The organism is Pseudomonas sp. JL23, assembly GCF_056933585.1.
In genome coordinates, this window is sequence record NZ_CM167795.1 from 4,684,723 (window position 1) to 4,709,470 (window position 24,748).

Below are 24,748 nucleotides of genomic sequence, written 5' to 3' on the forward strand. Positions count from 1 at the left end.
CACCCCGGATCATCAGACCGCAGCGGTACGCAGCTGCAGCCACTCCAGCGCAGCCCCTTGCACCAACGGACTCAGACGCAGGCGGACCTGACTGTGATAGTCATTGAGCCATGTGCGCTCCTCTGCCGTCAGCAATGACACCTCAAGACAGCGTGTATCGATAGGGCACAGGGTCAGGGTTTCAAACTTGAGAAACTCACCAAACTCGGTGCTGCCTGCTTCGCGATTGATCGCCAGGTTCTCGATGCGCACGCCCCAGCGCCCCGGCCGGTAGGTACCCGGCTCGATTGACGTGATCATGCCTGGCAGCATTGCTGTTTGCGGGGTAGCCGGTGCCTGATAGGCGATGACCTGCGGCCCTTCATGCACATTAAGGAAGTAACCGACGCCATGGCCGGTGCCGTGGCCGTAGTTGACCCCTTCAGCCCAGATCGGCGCACGGGCGATCGCGTCCAGCAACGGCGAGAGAATGCCTCGTGGAAACTGCGCACGCGACAGTGCAATCACGCCCTTGAGTACCCGTGTGCAGTCACGCTTCTGTTCTGCACTCGGCGTACCGATGGGCACCATTCGGGTGATGTCAGTCGTACCGCCCAAATACTGGCCGCCAGAGTCGATCAGCAACAGGCCATCGCCCTCGATCTGCGCATGCTCCTGTTCGGTCGCTCGATAGTGCGGCATCGCGCCATTAGCGTTGAAACCGGCAATGGTGGCAAAGCTCGGGCAAACATAATCGGGCCGCCGCTCACGGGCCTCGCCGAGTTTTTCATCAATGGTCAGCTCACTGACCGGCTCACGCCCAAGGGCCGAATCCAGCCAGGCGAAGAACTCGCACAGCGCTGCGCCGTCCTGCTCCATTGCCTGACGAATGTGCTGAGTATCGGCTTCGCTTTTCTGTGACTTGAACAGCGTCGTGGGATTCAGCCCTTCAACCAGACTGACTTCACTGTCCAGGTAATCCAACAGGCCACAGGTGACCCGGGCCGGATCGATCAGCAGCCGAGCGGATCGCGGCACCGCACGCAGCGCCGCGCCGATCTGGGTGTATTCCAGCAGGTTGATACCATCGCGCTCCAGGCTCGAGCGCACTGTAGCATCCAGTTTGTTCGAATCGACGAAAAGGCTGATGCTGTGGGGACCGATCAGGGCGAAGGCGATAAAGACCGGGTTGTAGGAAACGTCAGCGCCGCGCAGGTTAAACAGCCAGGCAATGTCGTCCAGCGTCGCGATGAAATGCCAGTCTGCGCCCCGCTCGCCCATGGTTTCACGCAGGCGGGCCAGTTTCTCGGCGCGATCGACCGTTGCCTGAGGCGGCAAATGTTCGTAGATGGCCTTGGCTGGCAGGCCCGGACGATCCGTCCACAGCTCGGTCAGCAGGTCCAGATCGGTGCGCAGCCGGGCGCCACGGTCGTACAGCTTGCTCGCCAGGGTCCGCGATGAAGCCACCGCCAGCACCGCACCGTCCACGGCCACGACGCTATCGGCCTTGGCCTGGTCGGCCAGCCATTCCAATGGCCCTGTTTGCCCCGGCTGCAGCTTGACCAGTTCTATACCACTGCCCGCCAACTCCTTTTCGGCCTGTTCCCAGTAACGGCTGTCGGCCCATAGGCCAGCGAAATCATGGGTGACAATCAAGGTGCCGACCGAACCATGGAAACCGGACAGCCATTGCCGTCCCTGCCAGTAGCCCGGCAGGTATTCAGAAAGATGCGGGTCCGCCGAGGGCACCAGGTAAGCATCAATGTTTTCACGGCGCATCAAAGCGCGGGTTTGCGCCAGGCGTTCGACGACCACTCCGTTGGTTTTCGGTTGCGTACTCATTGTTTCTCCTGCTGACCCGAAAAAAGCGACAGCAGGAATAATGGAGCACCGCTCAGGCCTGAGCAACCGCCCAGAACGCAGGTTGCACAATAGAGGCCCTGATCAGGCCGGCGGCATGGTCGATATCCGCCTCGCTGGTGAAGCGCCCGAGGCTCAGGCGGATGGTCTGCTGCGCCTCTTGAGCGTCAAGGCCCAAGGCCAGCAAGACGTGGGAAGGGGTATTTTTTGCTGAGTTGCAGGCCGAAGTGGACGAGAACGCCAGATCCCTGGCCAGTACCGCCAGATCGAGATCACCGTGCTTGAAGGTCAGGCTCAGCGTATGGGCGATGCGTTGAGTGACACTGCCGTTCAGGCGTATGCCCGGAATATCGGCCAGATGTGCGAGCAAACGCCGGTTCAGACGCTCGGTCCGGGCGATTTCTTCCTTTAACACTTCGCCCGCCAGGGCAAAGGCAGTGCCCATACCCACAATCTGATGGGTGGCCAGGGTTCCGGAGCGCAGGCCACTTTCATGCCCGCCGCCATGGATCTGCGCCACTACCCGGCGCTCGGCGCGCGGCCCTACATACAGCGCTCCGATGCCTTTGGGGCCGTAGACCTTGTGCGCCGAGAAAGACATCAAATCAACCGGCAACGTCGCCAGATCAATTGCCACCTTGCCCGCCCCCTGCGCCGCATCAACATGGAACAACGCGCCATGCGCCCGCACCCGCGCGCCGATCCCGGCAATATCGTTAAGCGTACCCAGTTCGTTATTGACCAGCATCAGCGAGACCAGCACGGTGTCCTCGCGCAAGGCCGCACCGACTGCCTCGGCACTGATCAGGCCATCGGCATCCGGTGCCAGAAACGTCACTTCGAACCCGGCGCCCTGCAATTGAGCGGCAGTATCAAGGATGGCCTTGTGTTCGATCTGGCTGGTAATGATGTGACCGCCACGCTCGCCGCCCTGCCTTGCATACGCCTGGGCCACACCCTTCAGCGCCAGGTTGTTCGACTCGGTAGCCCCGGACGTCCAGATAATCTGCGTCGCGTCAGCCCCCACCAATGTGCCCACTTGAGCACGCGCCTGCTCCACTGTTGAGCGGGCGCGCCGACCAAATACGTGGGAACTGGAGGCTGGGTTGCCAAAGTTACCGGTCGCCCCCAGACACGCCACCATGGCCTGAATGACTCGCTCGTCCACGGGTGTGGTGGCGGCGTAATCGAGGTACAGCGGACTAGTGGTCATGAGATTCACCTGAAGTGCGTTACCCGGTCTGCGGGTTGTCAGCGAATCGGCGCCCTTGGCGACAACCAAAGAGCCGATATTTCGTAGGGACTATGATGCACGCCCGCAAATAGATTAAATAATTCTAATTTTGAATTTATATAGACCTAGATAGAATATAAAAACAACGTACCGCACCGATCATTTTTTCGATGTAATCCTATTCCCAAGCTATTGTTGTTCCTTCCCGTTAATGTGGCGGGCTACGGATAGCTTTTAGCCTTTAGGCAACAGGGATGATTTCTACATGCGCGACCCCGCCCCCTTTCGATTGCACATAGACAGCGTCAAGCAAGACCTGCGCGTGCTCTCGTTCAGCGGCACGGAAGCGATCAACGAGCCCTTTGCCTTCCACGTCGCCGTGACCTGCACCCCGGATGCGCTTAATGTTGCGGATTTGCTCTATCAAAGCGCTTTTCTGCGTCTCGCCGGATCCGAGCACGGCATTCACGGCCAGATCAGCAAGGCTGGCATGATCAGCGCGGTGGGCGAGCCCGGTCATTATCTGGTGACCCTCAGCCCTCATCTGACCACCCTGGCGATGCCGCCGCGCAAACGCATCTTTGCGCAGATGTCGGCACCGCAAGTGATCGACCAGATCCTGCAGGAGCAAGGCCTGGCGCCCGCAAGCTACCTGTTCCAGTTATCCGCAGACTATCCCCTGCGCGAGCACTGTGTGCAGTACGACGAATCGAATCTGCATTTCCTTCACCGCCTCTGCGAAGAAGAAGGCCTGCACTACCGCTTCGAGCACAGCCGCAGCGGTCATCGCCTGATGTTCAATGATAACCAGACCTTTCACCGCATCCCTGCTCAGCACTTCGGCAAGGCCGGGGGTCCTGCCGTGCAGCGCTTTGAGATCAAGGTCGAGGATGACGAGCGGCGCCAGGTCACCATTGCCATGGGCCAGAGCAATCAGCCTTATCTGGCCAGCGGCTATCTCATGCCGCTGCAAGGGCATGTCCGACCGGAATGCAACAGCCTGTGGCTGCTGACCGAGGTCGATCATCACTACCATCAGGACAACCCACCTGATCTCTACAACAGCCACTACAGCAATCATTTCCGAGCCTGCGCCTGGGATAACACCCTGACCTCCCGCCACAAATACCCCAAGCCGCGCATCCATGGCCTGCATCTGGCACGGGTGATTGACCACGACCCGGCCTCGGCCGAGCGCATCAAGGTCCGACTTGACTGGGATGGTGGGGAAAACGCCGTCTGCTGGGCCGCGATCTCCAAGAGCGCCCTTTGGGACATGGCCTCGTTACCCACAATGGGCACCCAGCTGTATGTGTGTTTTGTAGAAGGCGACCCGGACCGCCCATTGATTCGTACGCCGTGACTTATTAGTTGACGACACTCTTTAATAGTGAAGCCCGATAGTGCGCCTGTATACGGCACGCATTTGGATTGACGTTTATCTGCAACAGTAAAAAGCGAGCATTTTTACAGCCCATTTCGACTAACTTCTGGCGTTGGAAAGCCGCCTTCAGGCTTTTATGCAACGCCTGAGGTCACTTTGTAAAAGCGTCTGAAAAATGTCACTGCACCGCCCTAGTGCACACGATGTTTTTTTGACTGCTTTTAAAATCAACAGGTTAAGAATTTTTTAAAACCGCTTATCAAAAATTTAACAGAAACTTGACGAAATAATTTGACAGAACAGGCGACGCCACCGATATATATGCGTGTCAGATCGTTCTCAGCACGTGCAGCATTGCCACAGAGCAATGCGCGAGAATGTCGAGCCAACACTGTCCTGCTCTGCCCACATGTTAGTTAATTGCAAGGTGCATGCTCTGCGCCTGTGGCCGTCTGTTGATTAACCCTTTTTTGAAAAAATGCCGAGTTCATCCGGCATGGCGGTAGCGTTGCCGAAAAATGGCTGATCGACACACATCTTAGTTCGCCCGAAGCGATGTGCAGCCCCGGCAAAGATTGACTCGAAGTCCTGGCTAAAGGGATTTGGCGGTAGCGTGCCCAGACACGTCTACAGCAGCAAAAAACGGACGTTTTAGGCCGCCGGCCTGTTCCCACCTGGTAATCGGAGTGCGAAGCAGGGTTTGGCGTGCCTACAGGCGTGCGTTCCCTCATCTGAATCGCCTGCGGCATGGACGAACACTCGCCAGCCCGCTCCCCCTCCGCTTGCCATCCGGCCGATGCAGTTCTCGCAACGACAGCGCGCAACGCACATGGAGGCTTCGATGATCAACGTGACCAAGACGTACTTGGGGGATATCGACAAGTTCAAAGGCTATGTCGAAGGGATCTACTCGCGCGGCTGGCTGACCAACCACGGGCCACTGCTCGGTGAACTGGAGGCGCGGCTCAAGGATTATCTGGGCGTCAAACATATCATCCTGACCAACAACGGCACCCTGGCGCTGCAAGTCGCCTATCGTGCCCTGGGGTTGACCGGCAGCGCGGTGACCACGCCATTCAGCTTCGTCGCCACCAGCAGCTCGCTGCAATGGGAAGGTATCCGGCCGGTGTTCGCCGATATCGACCCATGCACCTGGAATATTGATCCGCAGCAGATCGAGCGGCGGATCGAGTCCGACACCACCGCCATCGTCGGCACCCATGTATTCGGCAACCCCTGCGCCGTGGAACGCATTGAGCAGATCGCGCGCAAGCACCGGCTCAAGGTGGTGTACGACGGTGCCCATGCCTTTGCCGTGCGCCATGCCGGGCAATCGGTGCTCAACTGGGGCGATATCAGCACCTTGAGTTTTCACGCCACCAAACTGTTCCACACCATCGAAGGCGGCGCGATCATCACCAACGATGACGAACTGGCGCGGCGTATCTATCTGCTGTGCAACTTCGGTATTGCCGATACCGACCGCATCGACGGCATCGGCATCAACGCCAAACTCAATGAGTTCTCGGCAGCCATGGGCCTGTGCATTCTCGACGATATCGACAATATCCTCGAAGAGCGCGCGGAAATCGCCCACCGTTACGATGCCAGGCTGAGCAATTACCTGGACCTGCAAAAGACCCAGGACAACAGCCTGCTCAATCGCAGCTACTACCCCGTCGGTCTGAACAACGAACAGCAGTTGCTGCGCGTACGCACCGTGCTCAACAGCCGGGGCATCAACCCAAGGCGCTACTTCTACCCATCCCTGGACACCCTGGAATATCTGCAACCGCAGATTCCCCAAAGCGAGTCCCGGACCCTGAGTGAGCGTGTGCTGTGCCTGCCGATCTATCCGGGCCTGGCACGGGAAGATCAGGACCGGGTGATCCAGGCCCTGCTGGAAGAGTGCAGCCTGTCCAAGGCATTCTATCAAAGCCCTGTTCTGGCCCAGGTCATCTGATGGGCACGCCGCAGAAACGCACGGTGGTGCGCAACACTGCGTTGAGCTATGCCGGCCAGGCTTACGCCATGCTGGTCGGCATTCTCATCATGCCCTTCTACCTCGGCCATCTCGGGGCGGAAGCCTATGGTCTGATCGGTTTCTTTGCAGTGATGCAGGCCTGGCTGCAATTGCTTGACGCAGGTCTGTCGCCCAGCCTGGTCCGGGCAGTTGCCCACCAGCAAGGACTGCCCCTCAGTCAGCGCAACACCGGGCATTTGCTGCGCTCGTTTGAGTTGCTGTTCCTGCCGCTGGCCGGATTGTGCTGTGCCGCCATCGCTGCGGCCAGCCCTTGGCTCGCCGAGCAGTGGCTCAAGGCCCGGACCCTGCCGACCCAGACGCTGGTCGACTGCATCAGCCTGATGGGCCTGATCATTGCCCTGCGTCTGTACGCAACTTTGTACAAGAGTGGCCTGCAAGGACTGGAGCAGCACGCCTGGCTCAACGGCGCCAATGTAGTCATTGCCACCCTGCGTTACTTCGGTGGTCTGCTGCTGGTGAGTCAGATCTCCCAGCAACCGCGGGACTTCTTCCAGTTTCAGGTGGCCGTCGGCCTGCTGGAAGCATTGATCTTCGCCGTGCGTGCCTATCAGCAGATGCCCGCGCCCTACGCCCTGAGTGGGTTCGCCTGGCAACTGGTCAAGCCGATTCTGCCATTTGCCGCGAGCCTGTCCCTGACCAGCATCCTGTGGATTGTCCTGACGCAACTGGACAAGGTGCTGTTGTCCGAGCGCCTGCCTCTTGATCATTACGGTTATTTCGCCCTGGTCGCGCTGATCAGTACCGGCATCATGATGCTCAGCAACCCCCTGGTACAGACCCTGCTGCCACGTCTGACGGTATTGATCGCCGAAGGCCGACAGGCAGAAATGCAACAACTGTTCCTGTCCGCCAACCGTTTCGTCTGCACGCTGTTGATTCCCCTGGCCGCGTTGATCGCGACTCACGGGCAGGCGGTGATCTACGCCTGGAGCGGCGATCTCGATGCAGCCCTGTGGAGCCGTTCGATTCTGCCCTGGTATGCCCTGGGCAGCGTGATCATGGCCATCAGCGCCTTCCAGTTCTACCTGCAATACGCCCACGGGCGGATCCAGTTGCACGTCTGGTACAGCCTGGCTTCGGCCGTGATTACCGTCCCGGTGATGTTTTTCGCCATTGCATATCAAGGCGCCTATGGGGCCGCGCTGGCCTGGTTCGCCCTGCGCGCATTGTCCTTCGCCATCTGGCCGAGCATCGTGCATCAGCGCCTGGCACCGGATATCCAGGGGCCGTGGCTGCGAGACCTGCTGCGCATCAGTGCCATGAGCGCCGTGGGCGTCAGCTTGAGCGCGCCGCTGTTCAGCCTGATTGCCGACGACAGCCGCCTCGGCCTTTTGGCAGGCCTGGCCCTCAGTGGTCTGTTGACCCTGCTACTGGTGATGGCAAGCGATCGGCCATTGATGACGCGCCTCTACATTCTGTTTCGCAAACCGAGTACATGAGTCATGGATGAGTCAATAAAAAACCGAGCCGGGACCGTCTCGAACGAACCACTGCTCAGCATCATCTGCCCGACCTACAACCACGAAGCCTTTATCGCCAAGGCGTTGGAAGGTTTCCTGTCACAACAGACCTCGTTCAATTTCGAAATCCTGATCCACGATGATGCGTCCACTGACAATACCGCCGCCATCATCGCTCAATACGCCGAGCGTTATCCGACGATCATCCGCGCCTTTTATCAAGAGGTGAATCAGTTCCGCCAGGGTATAAACCCCAATCCCGCCCTGTTCCTCAAGTCCCGTGGCCGCTACATCGCCTATTGCGAAGGTGACGATTACTGGACCGATCCGCGCAAGCTGCAACTGCAAGTGGACTTTCTCGAAAGCCATCCCGACTACGTGATCACCTATCACGACGCCGTGGCATTCGACGATGATGGTCAATACGGCGTGCAGCTCACCGGCGCGCTGCGCAGCGATGCCAGCGCCCTGCAATTGCAACGGGCGCGGGCCATATCCACGCTGACGGTGTGCTTTCGCAACATCATGAGCCCGCTTCCCGCCGAACTGCAGATGCCCGTCGCCCCCCTGGGTGACTTGTGCTGGTGGTCGCTGCTGGGCGCCCACGGCAAGGGCAAGTTCATGGCCGAAATCAAACCGGCGGCCTACCGGGTCCATCCCGGCGGGATCTTCTCCATGCGCAGCAGCAAGCAAAAGCTGCATATGACCATGCAGACTTACTCCGGCCTGGCCTGTTACTACCGCCGCCTGGGCAAGCAGGACCTGTACGAATACTTCCTGATCGAGGTGGTCTGCCTGGCGCTGGCGGCCCTGAGCCCCTGGCACAAACTCAAGGCTTTGGCACTGGTACTGCGCAACTTCAGCGTCAACCTGGGCAAGCGCCTGTTGATCAGCAATGGCAAGCCCCATGTTCAGTAACGTACTGCTGATCTGTGTCGGCAATATCTGCCGCAGCCCCATGGCCGTGGCCCTGATGCGCCAACGCCTGCCCGAGCGTGACGTGCAGATCGCCTCAGCCGGAATAGCCGCAGTGACCGGTTCGGGTCTGGAGCCATTGGCCCAGGCAGTGCTCAAGCGCCACGGCGTGCCAAGCGGCCCGCACAAGGCCCGCCAGGTCGACCGCCAGATGCTGCGCGACGCCGGGCTGATCCTGGTGATGGAGCCGGATCAGGCGCAGTACATCCTCAAGCTGGCGCCGGAAGTCCGTGGCAAGACCTTCCTGCTCGGTAAATGGCAGCACTCGCTGGCCATCGCCGATCCCTACAGACGCCCGCAACTCGCCTTTGAACAGACCTTTGAGCAGCTCTCGCGATGCGTCGACGACTGGCTGCCTTATCTACCGTCAGGAGAAACAAGATAAATGACCGTCATGACGCGTTCTTCCCTGGACTATCACCAAGACTCCCGGATCGACCTGGCAACTATCTTGCGCACACTGTTTGATCACAAGGGCATGATCATCAGCATCGTCACGCTGTTTGGCCTGGTCGGCCTGGCCTACGCGCTGCTCGCAACACCGATCTATCAGGCCAATGCAATGATTCAGATCGAGCAGAAAAAAGTCGGCATTGCCGGCACCCCCGATATCAGCAGCAAGCCGTTTTCCGTATCACCGGCCACCACCGAGATCGAACTGATCAAATCCCGCGCCGTACTCGGCAAGGTGGTGACCGACCTCAAGCTCAACATCGTGCAGGGCCCGAAATTCCTGCCGGTGGTCGGCCGCTATCTGTACCGCACCTTCAAGCCTGCCAAGGAAGGCGACTTCGGCCAGCCGCTGTTCGGCCTGACCGGCTACGCCTGGGGCGGCGAGCAAATCGACGTATTCCAACTGGAGGTTCCCGAAAGCCTGTTGGGCCAGGAACTGACTCTGGTTGCAGGTAAAGCGGGGATGTTCACGCTCTATGATGAAGAGCGCACGCCGTTGCTCAGCGGCGCGACCAACCAGGTGGTCGAAGGTCATGGCGTGAAAATCCAGGTAGCCACCCTCAAGGCCCGGCCCGGCACCGAGTTCCTGGTCAGTAAACTGCGCACCCTGAGCGCCTCCCTGGCCTATCAGGATCGCCTGAAAATCAGCGAAGTCGGCAAGGACTCCGGGATTGTCTACCTGGCCATCCAGGACCCCGACCCGGACAAGGCCAACCGCGTACTCAACGAAGTCAGCCGCCTGTATGTAAGGCAGAACGTCGAGCGCAGTTCCGCCGAAGCGGCCCAGCGCCTGGAGTTTTTACGCTCGCAGTTGCCGGGTGTACGCAAACAGCTGGAAGACTCCGAGACGGCGCTGAACAACTTCCAGACCAGCGCCAAGTCGGTGGACCTGAACATCGAGACCAAGGCCGTGCTCGATCAGGTGGTGCACCTGGACTCGCTGCTCTCGGAGCTCAAGCTCAAGCGCGTGGAAGTCGAGCGTTTATATACTCCCGAGCATCCGACCTATCGTGCCCTGATGACCCAGATGGGCCAGTTGGAAACCCAGAAACAAGGGCTGCTGAAGAAGATCGAAGCCCTGCCCGTCACCCAACAGGAATTGCTGCGCCTGACCCGTGACATGCAGGTCACCAGCCAGACCTACACCCTGATGCTCAACAAAAGTCAGGAACAGGACATCCTGCGCGCCGGCAGCATTGGCAACGTGCGGATCATCGACAACGCCGACGCCAACGTCGAAGTCCCGGTCAAGCCGATGAAAAAGCTCATCGTCCTGGTAGCCCTGCTGTTCGGCACGGTGGTAGCGGTGGCCCTGGTATTCGTGCGCCAGGCCTTCTATCGCGGCGTGGAGAACCCCGAACTGCTCGAACACAGCGGCATGCCGGTGTACGCCTCGCTGCCGTACTCGCGGCAACAGGAGCGCCTGGACAAGAATACCCAGCATCGCTCAGCCCGGGAGTCGCGCCTGCTCAGCCTGTCGGCCCCTACGGAGCTGGCCATCGAGTCGCTGCGCAGCCTGCGCACCAGCCTGCATTTCGCCATGCTCGAGGCGCGCAATAACGTGCTGATGATCTCAAGCCCCTCACCGGGTGTCGGTAAATCATTCGTCTCCAGCAACCTGGCGGTGATCGTCGCCCAGACCGGCAAGCGGGTACTGCTGATCGATGCCGACATGCGCAAGGGTTACCTGCAACGGGTATTCGGCCTGCAACCCAAGCACGGGCTGTCCGACACCCTGGCCGCGCGGTTGAAATTCGCCGAGGTGATCAACCACACCGAAGTACGCAACCTGGACTTCATTTCCTGTGGTTTCGCCGCCCCCAATCCGTCGGAGCTGTTGATGCACGACAACTTCAACAAGCTGCTCAGCGAACTCTCGCCCCTCTATGACCTGGTGCTGATCGACACCCCGCCGATCCTCGCCGTGACCGACGCCACCCTGGTCGGCCGTCAGGCCGGAACCTGCCTGCTGGTCACCCGCTTCGGCCTGAGCACGATCAAGGAAGTCGAAGCCTGCAAGCGTCGCCTGGGCCAGAACGGCGTGCTGATCAAGGGCGCCATCTTCAATGGTGTGCTGCGCAAAGCCTCGACCGCCGACTACGACTGCGCCGCCTACGGCTACGACTACACCCCTGTACGCAAATAATCCCCCCAAGGCGCTCCCCCTCAACATCCGCCAAGGAGTTACACATGGCCAGGACCATTGCAATGATGCAGCCCTACCTGTTTCCCTACCTCGGCTATTTTCAGCTGATCGCCGCAGCCGATGTTTTCGTGCTCGGCGATGACCTGCAATACATCCGTGCCGGCTGGGTCAATCGCAATCGCATCCTGCAAAACGGCGCACCGCGGCTGTTGACGTTCCCCCTGAAAAAAGCCGGTTTCGAACTGCCCATCGTGGCACGACAGCTGGTCGACCCGTTTGAGAACGAAGCCTTGCGCCTGATCAATCTGATCAGCCAGTGCTACCGCAAGGCGCCCTACTTCGCCCAGGTCATGCCTCTGCTGGAGCGTCTGATCCGCTTCCCCCAGCGCAACCTGGCCCTGTACATCGAACACTCGATCCGCGAGCTATGCGCCTACCTGCATATCGTCACGCCGATCCTGCGCGGCTCCGACCTGCGCCTCGACTCCTGCGAGGACAAACAGGATCGCGTCGCTAATATCTGCCTGACGTTCGCCGCCACCACCTTTCTCAACCCCATCGGCGGCAGCGAGCTGTATAGCCGCGAGTATTTCGCCCGCCGCGGCCTGCTGGTGCGCTTTTTCCAGATGGACGCGATTGTCTATCGGCAGTTCAAACACGGCTTTGTACCCAACCTGTCGATCATCGATGTGCTGATGTTCAACTGCGTCGAGCATGTGCAGGAAATGCTCAAGTGCTACCAGATCACGGACAACCAGGGTGCCCCCGGTGAGCTCTCGCCGATATACGCCAACCCGAACGAACCGCCTTCCCACGCAATGGCCACGGAGTGCCCCCAATGAATCAGTTCGACAGCCCCGCCCGTTGGTACCTGATCCAGACCAAACCGCGCCAGGAAGCCCGCGCAGAGGAACACCTGCAGCGCCAACAGTTCGAGTGCTACCGGCCACTGCGTCCCGAGGATGGAAAAAAGCGCACGCCCAGCGAAGAGGCGCTGTTCCCCGGCTACCTGTTCATTCGCATGGATCAGGTGCACGACAACTGGTACCCGATCCGCTCCACCCGTGGCGTCTCGCGCATCGTCACTTTCGGCGGCCATCCGGTGCCGGTGCAGGACGAACTGATCGAACAGATCCGCGTACGCCTGGCAACGCCCGCGCCGCGCCATGAATTCCGCCAGGGCGAGGCGGTAAGGATCAAGGCCGGGGAAATGTGCGACATCGAAGCCATTTTCCTGACTCGTGATGGCGATGAACGCGCCGTGATCCTGCTCAACCTGCTGCAACGCGAACAGAAAGTGATCCTGCCCATAAGCAGCCTGTCGCGGATGGAAGCCAGGGTTTAAACAAAAAGCCTTGGGAGCGTGGCATGCCCGCGAAGAGGCCAGTACACCCGATACATCCTCCTCATCCGGAACACCGCCTTCGCGGGCAAGCCTCGCTCCCACGGGCCGCCATTGTCCCGTCTATTCACTCTGCGGAACCTCAGCATGCCCAACCTGACAACCCTGGTGACGCTCACCTATGGTGACCGTTTCAACTATCTGCACACGCTGATCAGCCGATCGCTGGAAAGCCCGTTGATCGAGCGGGTGATCATCGTCAGCAATGCCTCGGTCGCGCCACTGGAGTCACTGGGCCGCGCCTGGCCCGGGCGAATCGAGATCATTTACCTGCAACACAACAGCGGTTCGGCAAAGGGTTATTCGGTGGGTATTCAGGCAGCGCTGGACGCCGGTGCCGAACATATCTGGCTGATGGACGACGATAACGCGCCGACCATCCACGCCATTTCGATCCTGCATCAACATCTGCACGAGCGCCAGCGCATCGATGGCCTGGACAAGGCCGCCGTACTGGGATTTCGGCCGACCCATCAGGCCGACATCGCCGCCGGTGTGCCAGAGCGCTTTGCCATTCAGCGACGCTCCAGCTACTTCGGCTTTCATATCGCCCAGTTGCCCTACAAGATCTGGCGGCGCCTGCCCTGGGGCAAACCCCAGGGCAGGCACACACCGGCGCCGCTGGTGCAGCTGCCTTTCGCCACCTACGGCGGCCTGCTCGCCCACCGCAGCCTGTTCCATCAGATCGGCCTGCCTCTGGACGCGCTGATGCTGTACGCCGACGACAGCGAATACACCTGGCGCATCACTGCCGGCGGCGGGCGAATTTTCCTGGTTCTCGAAGCCCTGCTCGACGATCTGGAAGACTCCTGGAACATCAAGGCCCGCACCGCCAACATCTATGAGACTTACCTGCTCGGCAGCTCCGACCTGCGCGCTTACTACGGTGCCCGTAATCAGGCCTGGTTCGACAAGAACATCTGGGCCCGTTCCGAGCTGCTCTATCGCCTCAATCGCTGGGTGTTCTTCCGCCTGCTGCGTCTGATCGCCCGGCGCCGCGGAGCCGAACAGCGCCTGAGTCTGATCGAAAAAGCCATAGACGACGGCGAGTCCGGCCGCCTCGGCCTGAACAGGGCGTATCCACTATGAACATTCTGTTCCTCAGCAGTCTGTACACGCCCCATGTCGGCGGCGGCGCGGAAGTCATCCTGCAACGCACAGTGGAAGGTCTGGCCAGGCGCGATTGCCGGGTCAGCGTGCTGGTCACCGGGCCCGACGCAGGGCTGAGTGAAGAGTCGCTGAACCGGGTGCGGGTCTACCGCGCCGGGCTGCGCAACTTCTACTGGCACTATACCGACCGACGCCCCGGCCGCCTGCTGCGCCTGGGATGGCACCTGCGCGACCGTGACAACCAGGGCATGCGCGGGCATATCCGCGAAGTGATCGAACGGGTCAAACCGGATCTTGTGGTGTGCCATAACCTCACCGGCTGGTCGATCTCGGCCTGGGATGAAATCCGCGCCAGCGGCTTGCCCATCGTCCAGGTCCTGCATGATTACTACCTGCTCTGCCCCTCCAGCACGATGTTCAAGAAGGGCCAGGCCTGCCAGAACCCGTGCGGGCTTTGCAGGCGACTGCGTCAGGGTCACGGGCAGCGCTCCGCCCAGGTCGCGACCGTGGTCGGAGTCAGCCGCTTTGTGCTCGAGACCCTACAGGCCCGGGGCTATTTCCAGGGTGTCCACAGTGAAGTGGTGTACAACGCCAGCCCCTTCACTCCGACACCGCTCAAGGCCCTGCCGCCGCCCTCGTCAAAGGCGCCGCTGCGCTTTGGCTACATGGGCACGCTGTCAGGCGCCAAAGGTCTCGCCTGGCTGATAGAACAATTCCAACAGCTGCCGTTCGACGCCACCCTGCAGATTGCCGGACGCGGACAAAGCGAAGATGAGCTGCGCTTCAAGGCCATGGTCAGTTCGCCACGCATCCAGTTCGTCGGCTATCAGACGCCTCAGGCGTTCTATGGCCAGATTGATGTCGCCATCGTGCCATCGCTGTGGAATGAACCCTTCGGCATGGTCGCCGTGGAAGCCTGCGCCCACGGCGTACCGGTGATCGCCAGCCGTATGGGCGGCCTGCCGGAAATCGTCCAGGACCAGCACAACGGCCTGCTGTGCAGCCCCGACGACCGCGACTCCCTGGGCGTGGCCATGCTCAAGCTGCATCAGCAACCGGAACTGCTGGCCAGGCTCGCCCGCCAGGCCCGTGGCAGCGTCCTGGCCTTGCTGGATCTGGAACGCATGCTCGACAGCTACCAGCGCATTTTCCGCCAGACCCTGGACCGCAACCGATTACCCCAGCCCATGACGCTTGCTTGAGAAACATCATGCCCAGGCCCCTGTTGATGCTGCTGCTCGCCAGCCTGTTCTACACCGCCTGCGCTCTGGCCGAAGAACCTTTCATTATCGGTGTCGCCACCGACCTGATGAATAAAGCCGCATCACCGGCCAGGGCCCTGCAATTGCTTGAAGATGCCGGCGTCGACTCGGTCCGCGACGACGCCTGGTGGCCCGTCGCCGAACCCCAGCGCGGCGCACTGCGCATCGACCCGGCCTGGCAGACGTATGTCAGCAAGGCGCGGGAACATCGCCTGCGACCCTTGCTGGTGCTGGGCTACGGCAGCCCGTTCTACGACAACTATGCCAAGCCTCGGCAACCACAGGTCCGGGACGCCTTTGGCAAGTACGTGAGTTTCGTCAGCCGCGAGCTGAGCGCCAATGTCGATTTCTATGAAATCTGGAACGAGTGGGACAAGGAGAATCCGGCCGCCGAAGAGTTCAGCCTGGACTACAGCCAACTGGTCGAAGACAGCGCCCGGCGCATTCGCCAGCAGAAAAAGCCGCAGACCATCCTCGCCGGTGCGGTGACCAGCCAGGGCCTGGACCTGGGTTTCGCCGACCGCCTGATCGAGTCCGGGGTGCTGCAACATGCCGATGGCCTGTCCCTGCACCCCTTTGTGTATTGCCGCCACGACGAGCGTCGCACCCCGGAGCGCTGGATGGCCTGGCTGCGCTGGATCGACAGCGATCTGCGCACCCTGGCGGCGCGTCCGGTGCCGTTGTACCTGAGCCGCATGGGCTGGCCGAGCAACAACGGCAAGTGCGGACTGAGCGAACAGACCCAGGCCGCGTACCTGGCGCGCAGTTTTTTTCTCGCCCAGACCCTGCCGGATATCAAGGGTCTGTGGTGGGCCGGCCTGTTCGATGGCAGCGACCGTCGTGACCCGCAACAGAATTTCGGTCTGTTCAGGGAAGACCTGACACCCAAGCCGGCCTACCTGACCCTCAAGGCAATCAGCCCGACGCTGCACGAATACCGCTACGACCCGGAAAAAAGCCGCGAGCTGGACGGCAACTACCTGCTGCGTTTTGCCAGGGGCACCGATCAGGTACTGGTGGCCTGGACCAGCGCTGCCAGCAACACCGTCCGGGTCGACGCCAGCAGCATGCAGCGCGGCAACGTGCAACTGATCGACAGCAGCCAGCCGCTCAAAGGCCAATTCGACAGCGGCATCGCCTGGCAATGCAACGACGGTCGCTGCACCGCACAGATCGGCCTGGATGATTTTCCCAAGATCATCAGCCTGGGCAACAAACCGCCGTTGTTTGCCCAGTGACAACACCATTCAACGTCCCCCGCAGGAGCTGCCGAAGGCTGCGATTGGTTTTATCTGACACACCGCTTTCGCAGCCTTCGGCAGCTCCTACAACAAGCACCGAATCCATCACCTTGCAGGACGCACCCGATGATCGTTATCAATGCCCGTTTTCTCACTCAGGAACTGCGGGGAGTGCAGCGTTTCGCCGAACAGATCTGCCTGGCGCTCAAGGCGTTGCGCGACGATCTGGTCTTCGTCGCGCCCCATGACATCAAAATGCACGACAGTGCGCGCCTGCTGGACGTGCAGTGCATCGGCCATAACCGCGGTCATCTGTGGGAACAACTGGACCTGCCGCTGTATCTGCTACGCCACGCCAGCCCCTTGTTGGTGTCCCTGGGCAGCAGTGCGCCGATGTTCTACCGCAACCAGCTGGCGACCCACCATGACATCAATTACGTGCGCCACCCGCAGAGTTACTCCCGGGGGTTTCGGGCGGTCTACCGGCTGATGATGCCCATTCTCCTGTCACGCCTGCGCGCGCTGCTCACCGTCAGCAGCTTCTCCCGTGGCGAAATCGCCGGGCATTACGGCTTTCCCGAGCAGCGCATCTTTGTCGTGCCCAATGCCGTCAGTGCGGCGTTTCAGCCCGGCCCGCCCCTCAGTAACCGGCAACACTTCCTGCTGGCCGTGTCGTCACCCAGTGCGCACAAAAACTTCAATCGCATGATCCAGGCTTTTCTTAGCCTGCGTGGTTATCCCGAACTGCAATTGCATATCGTCGGCGCCGCCAGCGAAATCCATTCCGACCCGGAACTGCAGCGCCTGGCCTGTCGCGACCCGCGCATCCGTTTTCTCGGACGCCTCAACGATGCCGAGTTGATTCAGCAATACCAGAGCGCTGCGGCATTCGTCTTTCCGTCGCTGTATGAAGGCTTCGGCATTCCGCCACTGGAAGCCCAGGCCTGCGGCTGCCCGGTGCTGGCGGCCAATGCGGCGTCGATCCCTGAGGTGCTGCAAGCCAGTGCCCTGTATTTCGACCCCCTGGATATCGGCCATATGGCCATGGCCATGCAACGCATCCTTGAAGACTTGCCGCTGCGTCAGGCTCTGCGGCGGCGCGGCTTCAATAATGTCTCGCGCTATTCCTGGGATGAGTCGGCGCGGCGCGTCTCCCTGCGTATCGATACCCTGCTCGCCGGGCACACGGCAGCAGAGCCGCCTTCCGCCAGCCCCGAGGCGCGGCCATGAAACGTCTTGCCTATCTCGACGCCCTGCGTGGCATCGCCGCTTTGCTGGTGGTGTTCACCCATAGCCTGCCGTTGATGTATCCGGGGCATATCTGGCTGTTCGACGTGCTGTTCGATCCAGGCAAACTGGGGGTGCTGTGGTTCTTCATGATCAGCGGCGTGGTCATCCCCTATAGCCTGCGCCCAGGCCCCGATGGCGCCCGGCATTTTGTGGTGTCGCGCTTCATGCGCCTGTATCCAGCGTACTGGCTGTCGTTGCTGGCCTGGCTGGCGATGCTGAGCCTGACCGGCAGTGCGCTGCCGCCGTGGTCGCAGATCGTCGCCAACCTGAGCATGGTCCAGACAGCTCTGGGCTTCGAGGATGTGATCGGCCTGTACTGGACGCTGTTCATCGAACTGGTGTTCTACGCCCTGTGCCTGCTGCTGTTTCTCAGTGGTCGCCTGTACGAACTGCAGGTACGTCGTCGCTGTGCCCTCGCGGCACTGGCCGTGGCACTGATCATGGCCGCAGCCCGGGCCATCAGCGACAGCAAGCTGCCGGTGGCCTTGCCTTTGGCCTTGTCGCTGATGTTCAGCGGCTCGATCTGGCGCCAGTGGCTGTTGGCCGAACACAGCGCAGCACTGGCAAGCAGCCTGCGTCGCCTATTGCTCGGTTACACCCTGCTGCTGCCACCGACTTTGATCCTCGGCTACAGCGCCGACATGGGCACCGGCGAAAGTTGGGGGCGCTACCTGTTCACCTACGTCCTGGCCCTGTCCAGTTTCATCCTGCTGACCCAGAAATGGCGCCTGAATCATCCCTTGCTGGTCTGGCTCGGCGGCATCAGTTACTCCCTGTACCTGCTGCATCCCAGCCTGCTGTTGCTCAGCCAATACCTGTTCGGACCGGGTGCGTTGGCCGCGTTGTCGACTCTGACACTCAGCCTCGGCGCCGCGCATCTTTGCTTTCGCTATCTGGAAACGCCGTTCATCCAACTCGGCCAACGCCTTAACCAACGCCACGCCAAGACGCACGCCGCACGCGCCTGAAGTAGAGCCGGGCCAACCCAGAGAACGCCCATGAAAATTGCCATCGTCCACGACTGGCTGGTCACATATGCCGGCGCCGAGCGCGTGCTCGCCAGCCTGCTCACTATCTGGCCGCAAGCCGACCTGTTCAGCGTCATCGACTTCCTCAGCGAGCAGGACCGCGCCCACCTGGGCGGCAAGATCGCCAAAACCACCTTTATCCAGCGCCTGCCCAAGGCCAGGACGCATTACCAGCGCTACCTGCCGCTGATGCCTCTGGCCATCGAACAGCTGGACCTGTCCGCCTATGACCTGATCATCAGCAGCAGCCACGCCGTGGCCAAGGGTGTGCTCAGCGGTCCTGACCAACTGCATATCAGCTACGTGCATTCGCCCATCCGCTACGCCTGGGACCTGCAGCACCAATACCTCAACGAAGCCGGCCTGAACCGCGGTCTGAAGGGCAGCCTGGCGCGGATGATCCTGCACTACATGCGTCTGTGGGATCAGCGCACCTCGGCCGGGGTCGATGACTTCGTGGTCAATTCACGTTTTATCGGCGCACGGGTGGCCAAGGCCTATCGGCGCGAATCGACGGTGATCTACCCCCCGGTCGACACCCGTGGCTTCAGCCTGCAAGAACACAAGCAGGACTACTACTTCACCGCCTCGCGCATGGTCCCCTACAAGCGCATGCCGATGATCGTCGAAGCTTTTGCCGCGATGCCGGACAAGCGTCTGATCGTGATCGGCGACGGCCCGGAAATGCCCAGGATTCAGGCCCTGTGCCCGACCAACGTGACGTTGATGGGCTATCAACCCTTTGCCGTGCTGGTCGAACACATGCGCAATGCCAAGGCCTTTGTCTTCGCCGCCGAGGAAGACTTCGGCATCAGCCCGGTGGAAGCCCAGGCCTGCGGCACGCCAGTAATAGCTTTCGGCAAGGGGGGCGTGCTGGAAACCGTCTGCGGCCTCGATCACCCGCAGCCTACCGGGGTGTTCTATGAACAACAGAGCGCAGCGGCACTGATCGCTGCCGTCAGCGAATTCGAGAGCGCTCAAAGCCGCATCAACAGCCAGGCCTGTCGCAGTAACGCCGAGCGTTTTTCTGCCGAGCGCTTCGAGGAGCAGATGAAGAACTTCGTCGAAAGCCGCCTGGCCGCAGCACGTCTGGCCCGCAGCCCGGCCCATTACCGCATGCCCCAGGCGACGCCCATCGTCATCGGCAGTGACCTGCCTGCGCGCGTCGTCCCGATCAAGCCCGTCTGAGCGAGCAATGTCCATGCGTACCCCTGTTCGCGGCATTCTGCATGCCCATCAATCGGCCTTGTCGATCGCCCACCGCCTGCTCGACCTGGCCGTCATCGTCTCGGTCGGTTACTGGTTCAATTGTCACGGCGTGACCGCCGGCGACAGTGAAGCCTGGATGCAGATCCTTCTGGCCGTGCTGGTCTTCCACTGGCTCAGTGAGCTGCATCAGTTGTATGGCTCATGGCGCGGCGAGCGCATCCTGCGCGAGCTGGTCAAGGTCTCCAATTACTGGGGGCTGACCTTCGTCACCCTGCTCACGGTGGATTACCTGCTGTTGCGCCGTGGCGATCTGCCCAGCGACGATCAGATGACCTGGTTTGCCAGCGTGCTGGCAGTGCTCTGCGGCTACCGCCTGCTGATTCGCAGCGTGCTGCACGGCATGCGCAGGCGCGGCTTCAACACCCGGCGCATCGCCATTGTCGGCACCGGTCAGGTCGGCGCCCGCCTGGCGCTGTCCATCTCCAGCGCACCGTGGATGGGTCTGAACCTGCTCGGCTTCTATGACGCAGAGCCGCAGCAGATGGACCTCACCGACAGCGGCCGACGCATCCCGGTACTGGGCGATCTGCAGCAACTGGTCGACGACGCCCGCGCCGGCAAGATCGACAAGATCTACATCACCCTGGGCCTTAGCGGCCATCCACAGTTGCCAGAGCTGATCGAGGGCCTGAGCGACACCACGGCCTCGGTGTACCTGATCCCGGATGTGTTCATGTTCGAGCTGTTGCATGCACGCAGCGAGAGCATCAATGGCCTGACCAGCATCAGCATTTTCGACTCGCCCATGGACGGCGCCTGGAGCATCGTCAAGCGCCTGGAAGACATTCTGCTGGCAAGCCTGATCCTGCTGCTGATCGCCGCGCCCATGCTGCTGATTGCCCTGGCGATCAAGCTCACCTCCAGGGGACCGGTGCTGTTTCGCCAGCGCCGCTACGGCCTGGACGGGCGAGCGATCATGGTCTGGAAATTCCGCAGCATGACCGTGCAGGAAAACGGCGATGTGATCCGCCAGGCGACCCGCAACGATGCGCGGATCACGCCCTTGGGTGCGTTCTTGCGGCGCACTTCTCTGGATGAGCTGCCGCAGTTCTTCAACGTGCTGCGTGGCGACATGTCCATCGTCGGTCCGCGGCCCCACGCTGTGGCACACAACGAGCAATACCGCCGCCAGGTCAGCGGCTACATGCTGCGGCACAAGGTCAAGCCGGGGATCACCGGCTGGGCCCAGATCAATGGCTGGCGCGGCGAAACCGACACCCTGGACAAGATGCGCAAGCGCATCGAATTCGACCTGCAATACATCGAGCAGTGGTCGCTGTGGCTCGATCTGAAAATCATCCTGTTGACGCTGTTCAAAGGCTTTCTCAACAAGAACGCGTTTTAAGCCCCCTTCCCCTCAATGACTACCCGTCCCGGCCTGCCAGCCGGAGGGAGGTGCCTGCACGTCTGATAACCCTGTTCGGTGTTGGTAAAGGAAGCAATGAAATCACTGTGGTGCCTTGAGCACCTTATTAGGAAGGAACACCTCTATGAAGCAAACGCTAGCTGTTGTGCTGCTCTCCAGCCTTATTCTGCAAGGCTGCGCTTTTGCCCCCGGACAGCACATGACCCCTGATGACGTCGAAGCCAGGACGCCGGACGAGCCCGAAGCACACCTCGTCCAGATCACCCCGCAAACCCTCAAGCAACAACAGCAGCAGGCCACCGCCGTAGCCCGGCCGCTGCCGCCGGAACTGCTCAACTACGTACCGCCTGAGTACGTGGTCGGCCCCGGTGACGCCCTGCTGGTGGTGGTCTTCGAACACCCGGAACTGACCGCCCCAGGCTCCAATGATCAACTCGATGCCAATACCCGGGAAGTGCTCAGCGACGGCACGCTGTTCTTCCCCTACGTCGGCCGGATCCAGGCAGGCGGCAAGACGGTGCGGGAAATCCGCGACCAGTTGCGCATGGGCCTGTTGCCGCAATACACCGAGGTCAAGGTCGACGTCAAAGTAGTGCGCTACAACAGCAAGCGGATATTGCTGTCCGGCTCCTTCAAGAACCCCGGCCCGCAACCGATCAACAATATTCCCCTGAGTCTGGTTCAGGCGATCAGCATCGCCGGGCTCGACCTGGGCGACGCCAACCTCGCCGGCCTGACTCTCAGACGCGATGGCAAGGACTACCCGATCGACGTCGACGCCCTCAACCGACCGAACTCGCAACTGAGTAAAGTATTCCTCAAGGACGGCGATTACCTGCACCTGAACAGCAACTCGAAGAACAAAATCTATGTACTCGGCGAGGTGCAACGTCCCCAGGTAATCACTTTCGGCACCACCAGCGTGACCCTGCTCGAAGCCCTCGGCAACTCCGGCGGCCTGAGCCCGGAAAGCGCTGACGGTGATGCGGTCTATGTGATTCGCGGCGCGCAAAACAATATCGGCAGCGCGACGGTCTTTCATCTGAACGCAGAAAAACCCACTGCCTACGTGCTGGCCAAGCAGTTCGAGCTGCAAGCACAAGACGTGGTGTTCGTCGGCCCGGCCAATATCACCCGTTGGAGCCGCTTCATCAGCCAACTGCTGGGCTCGGCCAGCGTCATCCAGACCGGCGCCGCCTTCAGAAACTGACGGCAGTCTCCCCTTCAAGCCCCAACCGCCTCCCCGCATCGACTGCGGGGATTTTTTTGCCCGGCATTTGCCGCCCAAGTGTTGCCTCAGCAGCAGTGGATCGACACTTGCTCATTGCGGCGACAGTTCTGGCTGACGAAGCCCATCGCCGAAATTTATTAAATCCCTTGTATTTCAATCAATTAGATAACCTCGAAGAGCTGGCATGCATGCTGCTACGGCATTACACGCTCTTCCCAAGGACAAAAGCCCATGCTGGTCGTTTCACTCTCAGGCAGCCCCACCGAAAAATCCCGCTCCGGCGTGGTCCTGGCTCATGCCGCGCGCTGGCTGGAAAGCCAGGGCGTCGAAGTCAGTACCCTGCGCATTCGCGACTTCAACGCCGAAGATCTGCTCTTCGCCCGTTTCGACAGCCCTCAGGTCAAAGCTTTTATCGAAGCGGTGAGCCAGGCTGATGGTCTGCTGATCGCCACGCCGGTGTACAAGGCCTCGTTCTCCGGCGCCCTGAAAACCCTGCTCGACCTGCTGCCCGAACGCTCGCTGCTGGGCAAGGTAGTCCTGCCACTGGCCACCGGCGGCAGCATGGCCCATATGCTGGCGGTGGATTACGCGCTCAAGCCGGTGCTGTCAGCACTCAAGTGCCAGGAAGTGCTGCACGGCATCTTCGCCATCGATACCCAGATCACTTACGGCGACAATCCACAGGGCGGCACCCTCGACGAAATCCTTACCCAGCGCTTGCATGAAGGGCTGGAACATTTCCAGCATGGCTTGCAGCGACGCCATCAGGCCCGGCAGATCCAGGCGGGTGGGCACTTGCGGTTGGCGTTGTAACGCCCTTCAGTGCTCCAGCAACAACGGCACCAGCGACAGCACCAACAACGTCGCCATCCCCCAATTGAACAGGCGCAGCCCCCGCGGGTTGCGCAGTACATTGCGCAACAGGCTGCCGAAGCCGGCCCACATCCCTACGCTGGGCAGGTTGATCAGGGCGAATACCGCCGAAATCACCACGACATTGGTGAAGTAACCCTGCATGGGCGTGTAGGTGCTGATGGCGCCAATAGCCATGATCCAGGCCTTGGGATTGACCCACTGAAATAGCGCGGCGCCGATAAAGGTCAGGGGTTTGCCGCTGCTGTCGGAGGATTCCGAAGCCGGGCCGCAGGTGGCGATTTTCCACGCCAGATACAGCAGATAGGCCGCGCCGACATAACGCAGCAATGTGTAGAGCACCGGCCAGGTCTGGAACACCGTGCCCAGGCCGAAGCCCACTGCCAACACCAGGACGAAGAAGCCGATGCTGATACCCAGCATATGGGGAATGGTACGGCTGAATCCGAAATTCACCCCCGAAGCCAGCAACATGGTGTTGTTGGGGCCGGGTGTGGCTGAGGTGACAAAGGCAAACAGGGCGAATGCCAGAAGCAGATCAAGGGAGAGCGGCATCTACAAGTCCAGGGTTCAATCAATCAGGCCGATCACCGTAGCGAAGCGCATCCCGAAAACACATGGACAGTTCAGCGAACTTTAACCAGTACAGTTTTGATTAAAATCAAATTTCACAACGACTGTTTTAGCCTTGGCGATCGGCTTTGATGACGCCGCTATCGACGCTGACTTCGCCACGATTATCGAATTCGTGCACAGCTTGCATCTGCGGCCGGGCCATCAAGCGGGCTTTCTGAGCCTGATACTCATCAAACGACAAACCGCGACGGTTCAGGTCTTCGAGGGCCAACTGATGGGTTTCTTCGGCGGTGTAAGGACGCAGTTCCACCGGATTGTGGGTGGAGCAGCCAGTCACGAGGGCAACGCTGAGCAACATGGCGAGAGTGAGAAGACGGTTCATTGTGCAGCCTCTGAATTCGGTTCATTTCGGGAATGAACCTAGGCTACGCCCGAGGCCGTTCTGGCAGAAATCACTGCGCTCGATAGTCGATATTGGCAGGGCAAGTGTTCGTCAAACCAGCTCGGCGTCACCTGGCTCGCGTTATATGGCCCATACATTAATAACAAATAGATAACTACTTTA

At 60.6% G+C, this 24,748-nt stretch carries 21 protein-coding genes; 17 read left to right on the forward strand and 4 right to left on the reverse strand.

Annotated elements, in window-relative coordinates; all coding sequences use genetic code 11:
• Positions 1-12 precede the first annotated feature (12 nt).
• On the reverse strand, positions 13-1,821 hold the full coding sequence (locus AC1Z24_RS21635; RefSeq protein ID WP_483742626.1) for an aminopeptidase P family protein: 1,809 nt from the start codon (positions 1,819-1,821) through the stop codon (positions 13-15).
• A 52-nt stretch (positions 1,822-1,873) separates the two neighbouring features.
• Positions 1,874-3,052, reverse strand: a complete 1,179-nt coding sequence (locus AC1Z24_RS21640) for an aminotransferase class V-fold PLP-dependent enzyme (RefSeq protein ID WP_483742627.1) — start codon at positions 3,050-3,052, stop codon at positions 1,874-1,876.
• A 286-nt stretch (positions 3,053-3,338) separates the two neighbouring features.
• On the opposite strand from AC1Z24_RS21640, the gene AC1Z24_RS21645 reads away from it, so the two are divergent.
• From AC1Z24_RS21645 to ssuE, 17 genes are all read left to right on the forward strand, one after another.
• Positions 3,339-4,436 carry a type VI secretion system Vgr family protein gene (locus AC1Z24_RS21645; protein WP_483742628.1) on the forward strand — a complete coding sequence of 366 codons (1,098 nt, stop codon included), beginning with the start codon at positions 3,339-3,341 and terminating at the stop codon, positions 4,434-4,436.
• A gap of 862 nt (positions 4,437-5,298) precedes the next feature.
• The gene (locus AC1Z24_RS21650; RefSeq protein ID WP_483742629.1) at positions 5,299-6,420 is read left to right on the forward strand and encodes a DegT/DnrJ/EryC1/StrS family aminotransferase; all 1,122 of its coding nucleotides are present in this window, start codon (positions 5,299-5,301) and stop codon (positions 6,418-6,420) included.
• Complete coding sequence (locus tag AC1Z24_RS21655) at positions 6,420-7,940, forward strand: lipopolysaccharide biosynthesis protein (RefSeq protein WP_483742630.1); 1,521 nt, start codon at positions 6,420-6,422, stop codon at positions 7,938-7,940. The genes AC1Z24_RS21650 and AC1Z24_RS21655 overlap by 1 nt, the downstream gene beginning before the upstream one ends.
• A gap of 3 nt (positions 7,941-7,943) precedes the next feature.
• A complete protein-coding gene (locus AC1Z24_RS21660) occupies positions 7,944-8,879 on the forward strand; it encodes a glycosyltransferase family 2 protein (RefSeq protein ID WP_483742631.1) in 936 nt (311 codons plus the stop codon).
• Entirely contained in the window at positions 8,869-9,321 is a 453-nt protein-coding gene (locus AC1Z24_RS21665; protein WP_483742632.1) for a low molecular weight protein-tyrosine-phosphatase, read from the forward strand. Before AC1Z24_RS21660 ends, AC1Z24_RS21665 begins: the two co-directional genes overlap by 11 nt.
• Positions 9,322-11,535 carry a polysaccharide biosynthesis tyrosine autokinase gene (locus AC1Z24_RS21670; RefSeq protein ID WP_483742633.1) on the forward strand — a complete coding sequence of 738 codons (2,214 nt, stop codon included), beginning with the start codon at positions 9,322-9,324 and terminating at the stop codon, positions 11,533-11,535.
• Between the two features lie 44 nt (positions 11,536-11,579).
• On the forward strand, positions 11,580-12,377 hold the full coding sequence (locus tag AC1Z24_RS21675; RefSeq protein ID WP_483742634.1) for a WbqC family protein: 798 nt from the start codon (positions 11,580-11,582) through the stop codon (positions 12,375-12,377).
• Complete coding sequence (rfaH, locus tag AC1Z24_RS21680) at positions 12,374-12,880, forward strand: transcription/translation regulatory transformer protein RfaH (protein ID WP_483742635.1); 507 nt, start codon at positions 12,374-12,376, stop codon at positions 12,878-12,880. The genes AC1Z24_RS21675 and rfaH overlap by 4 nt, the downstream gene beginning before the upstream one ends.
• Positions 12,881-13,024: 144 nt before the next feature.
• On the forward strand, positions 13,025-14,026 hold the full coding sequence (locus AC1Z24_RS21685; protein ID WP_259111214.1) for a glycosyltransferase: 1,002 nt from the start codon (positions 13,025-13,027) through the stop codon (positions 14,024-14,026).
• Positions 14,023-15,249 carry a glycosyltransferase family 4 protein gene (locus AC1Z24_RS21690; protein WP_483742636.1) on the forward strand — a complete coding sequence of 409 codons (1,227 nt, stop codon included), beginning with the start codon at positions 14,023-14,025 and terminating at the stop codon, positions 15,247-15,249. Before AC1Z24_RS21685 ends, AC1Z24_RS21690 begins: the two co-directional genes overlap by 4 nt.
• Before the next feature lie 8 nt (positions 15,250-15,257).
• A complete protein-coding gene (locus AC1Z24_RS21695; RefSeq protein WP_483742637.1) occupies positions 15,258-16,547 on the forward strand; it encodes a glycoside hydrolase 5 family protein in 1,290 nt (429 codons plus the stop codon).
• A gap of 129 nt (positions 16,548-16,676) precedes the next feature.
• Positions 16,677-17,780 carry a glycosyltransferase family 4 protein gene (locus AC1Z24_RS21700; protein WP_483742638.1) on the forward strand — a complete coding sequence of 368 codons (1,104 nt, stop codon included), beginning with the start codon at positions 16,677-16,679 and terminating at the stop codon, positions 17,778-17,780.
• Positions 17,777-18,808 carry an acyltransferase family protein gene (locus tag AC1Z24_RS21705; RefSeq protein ID WP_483742639.1) on the forward strand — a complete coding sequence of 344 codons (1,032 nt, stop codon included), beginning with the start codon at positions 17,777-17,779 and terminating at the stop codon, positions 18,806-18,808. Before AC1Z24_RS21700 ends, AC1Z24_RS21705 begins: the two co-directional genes overlap by 4 nt.
• A gap of 30 nt (positions 18,809-18,838) precedes the next feature.
• Positions 18,839-20,056 carry a glycosyltransferase family 4 protein gene (locus tag AC1Z24_RS21710; protein WP_483742640.1) on the forward strand — a complete coding sequence of 406 codons (1,218 nt, stop codon included), beginning with the start codon at positions 18,839-18,841 and terminating at the stop codon, positions 20,054-20,056.
• A 13-nt stretch (positions 20,057-20,069) separates the two neighbouring features.
• Positions 20,070-21,482, forward strand: a complete 1,413-nt coding sequence (locus AC1Z24_RS21715; RefSeq protein WP_483742641.1) for an undecaprenyl-phosphate glucose phosphotransferase — start codon at positions 20,070-20,072, stop codon at positions 21,480-21,482.
• Between the two features lie 145 nt (positions 21,483-21,627).
• Positions 21,628-22,713 (forward strand): polysaccharide biosynthesis/export family protein, encoded by a 1,086-nt coding sequence (locus AC1Z24_RS21720; protein ID WP_483742642.1) that lies wholly within the window; start codon positions 21,628-21,630, stop codon positions 22,711-22,713.
• A 252-nt stretch (positions 22,714-22,965) separates the two neighbouring features.
• Positions 22,966-23,547 (forward strand): NADPH-dependent FMN reductase, encoded by a 582-nt coding sequence (gene ssuE / locus AC1Z24_RS21725; protein WP_259111200.1) that lies wholly within the window; start codon positions 22,966-22,968, stop codon positions 23,545-23,547.
• Positions 23,548-23,553: 6 nt separating this feature from the next.
• On the opposite strand, the gene AC1Z24_RS21730 is transcribed toward ssuE, so the two are convergent.
• Together AC1Z24_RS21730 and AC1Z24_RS21735 are read right to left on the reverse strand one after the other, a co-directional pair.
• Complete coding sequence (locus AC1Z24_RS21730) at positions 23,554-24,162, reverse strand: LysE family translocator (RefSeq protein ID WP_483742643.1); 609 nt, start codon at positions 24,160-24,162, stop codon at positions 23,554-23,556.
• 127 nt (positions 24,163-24,289) lie between these two features.
• Positions 24,290-24,565 carry a hypothetical protein gene (locus tag AC1Z24_RS21735; protein WP_483742644.1) on the reverse strand — a complete coding sequence of 92 codons (276 nt, stop codon included), beginning with the start codon at positions 24,563-24,565 and terminating at the stop codon, positions 24,290-24,292.
• Positions 24,566-24,748 lie beyond the last annotated feature (183 nt).

Bases quoted from the DNA above. Each gene is read 5' to 3' on its own strand.
- AC1Z24_RS21665 (WP_483742632.1), top strand. From the start codon at position 8,869: ATGTTCAGTAACGTACTGCTGATCTGTGTCGGCAATATCTGCCGCAGC.
- AC1Z24_RS21670 (WP_483742633.1), top strand. From the start codon at position 9,322: ATGACCGTCATGACGCGTTCTTCCCTGGACTATCACCAAGACTCCCGG.
- AC1Z24_RS21655 (WP_483742630.1), top strand. From the start codon at position 6,420: ATGGGCACGCCGCAGAAACGCACGGTGGTGCGCAACACTGCGTTGAGC.
- ssuE (WP_259111200.1), top strand. From the start codon at position 22,966: ATGCTGGTCGTTTCACTCTCAGGCAGCCCCACCGAAAAATCCCGCTCC.
- AC1Z24_RS21635 (WP_483742626.1), bottom strand. From the start codon at position 1,821: ATGAGTACGCAACCGAAAACCAACGGAGTGGTCGTCGAACGCCTGGCG.
- AC1Z24_RS21685 (WP_259111214.1), top strand. From the start codon at position 13,025: ATGCCCAACCTGACAACCCTGGTGACGCTCACCTATGGTGACCGTTTC.
- AC1Z24_RS21695 (WP_483742637.1), top strand. From the start codon at position 15,258: ATGCCCAGGCCCCTGTTGATGCTGCTGCTCGCCAGCCTGTTCTACACC.
- AC1Z24_RS21650 (WP_483742629.1), top strand. From the start codon at position 5,299: ATGATCAACGTGACCAAGACGTACTTGGGGGATATCGACAAGTTCAAA.
- AC1Z24_RS21705 (WP_483742639.1), top strand. From the start codon at position 17,777: ATGAAACGTCTTGCCTATCTCGACGCCCTGCGTGGCATCGCCGCTTTG.
- AC1Z24_RS21735 (WP_483742644.1), bottom strand. From the start codon at position 24,565: ATGAACCGTCTTCTCACTCTCGCCATGTTGCTCAGCGTTGCCCTCGTG.
- AC1Z24_RS21720 (WP_483742642.1), top strand. From the start codon at position 21,628: ATGAAGCAAACGCTAGCTGTTGTGCTGCTCTCCAGCCTTATTCTGCAA.
- AC1Z24_RS21690 (WP_483742636.1), top strand. From the start codon at position 14,023: ATGAACATTCTGTTCCTCAGCAGTCTGTACACGCCCCATGTCGGCGGC.
- AC1Z24_RS21715 (WP_483742641.1), top strand. From the start codon at position 20,070: ATGCGTACCCCTGTTCGCGGCATTCTGCATGCCCATCAATCGGCCTTG.
- AC1Z24_RS21640 (WP_483742627.1), bottom strand. From the start codon at position 3,052: ATGACCACTAGTCCGCTGTACCTCGATTACGCCGCCACCACACCCGTG.
- AC1Z24_RS21645 (WP_483742628.1), top strand. From the start codon at position 3,339: ATGCGCGACCCCGCCCCCTTTCGATTGCACATAGACAGCGTCAAGCAA.
- AC1Z24_RS21660 (WP_483742631.1), top strand. From the start codon at position 7,944: ATGGATGAGTCAATAAAAAACCGAGCCGGGACCGTCTCGAACGAACCA.
- AC1Z24_RS21675 (WP_483742634.1), top strand. From the start codon at position 11,580: ATGGCCAGGACCATTGCAATGATGCAGCCCTACCTGTTTCCCTACCTC.
- rfaH (WP_483742635.1), top strand. From the start codon at position 12,374: ATGAATCAGTTCGACAGCCCCGCCCGTTGGTACCTGATCCAGACCAAA.
- AC1Z24_RS21730 (WP_483742643.1), bottom strand. From the start codon at position 24,162: ATGCCGCTCTCCCTTGATCTGCTTCTGGCATTCGCCCTGTTTGCCTTT.
- AC1Z24_RS21700 (WP_483742638.1), top strand. From the start codon at position 16,677: ATGATCGTTATCAATGCCCGTTTTCTCACTCAGGAACTGCGGGGAGTG.
- AC1Z24_RS21710 (WP_483742640.1), top strand. From the start codon at position 18,839: ATGAAAATTGCCATCGTCCACGACTGGCTGGTCACATATGCCGGCGCC.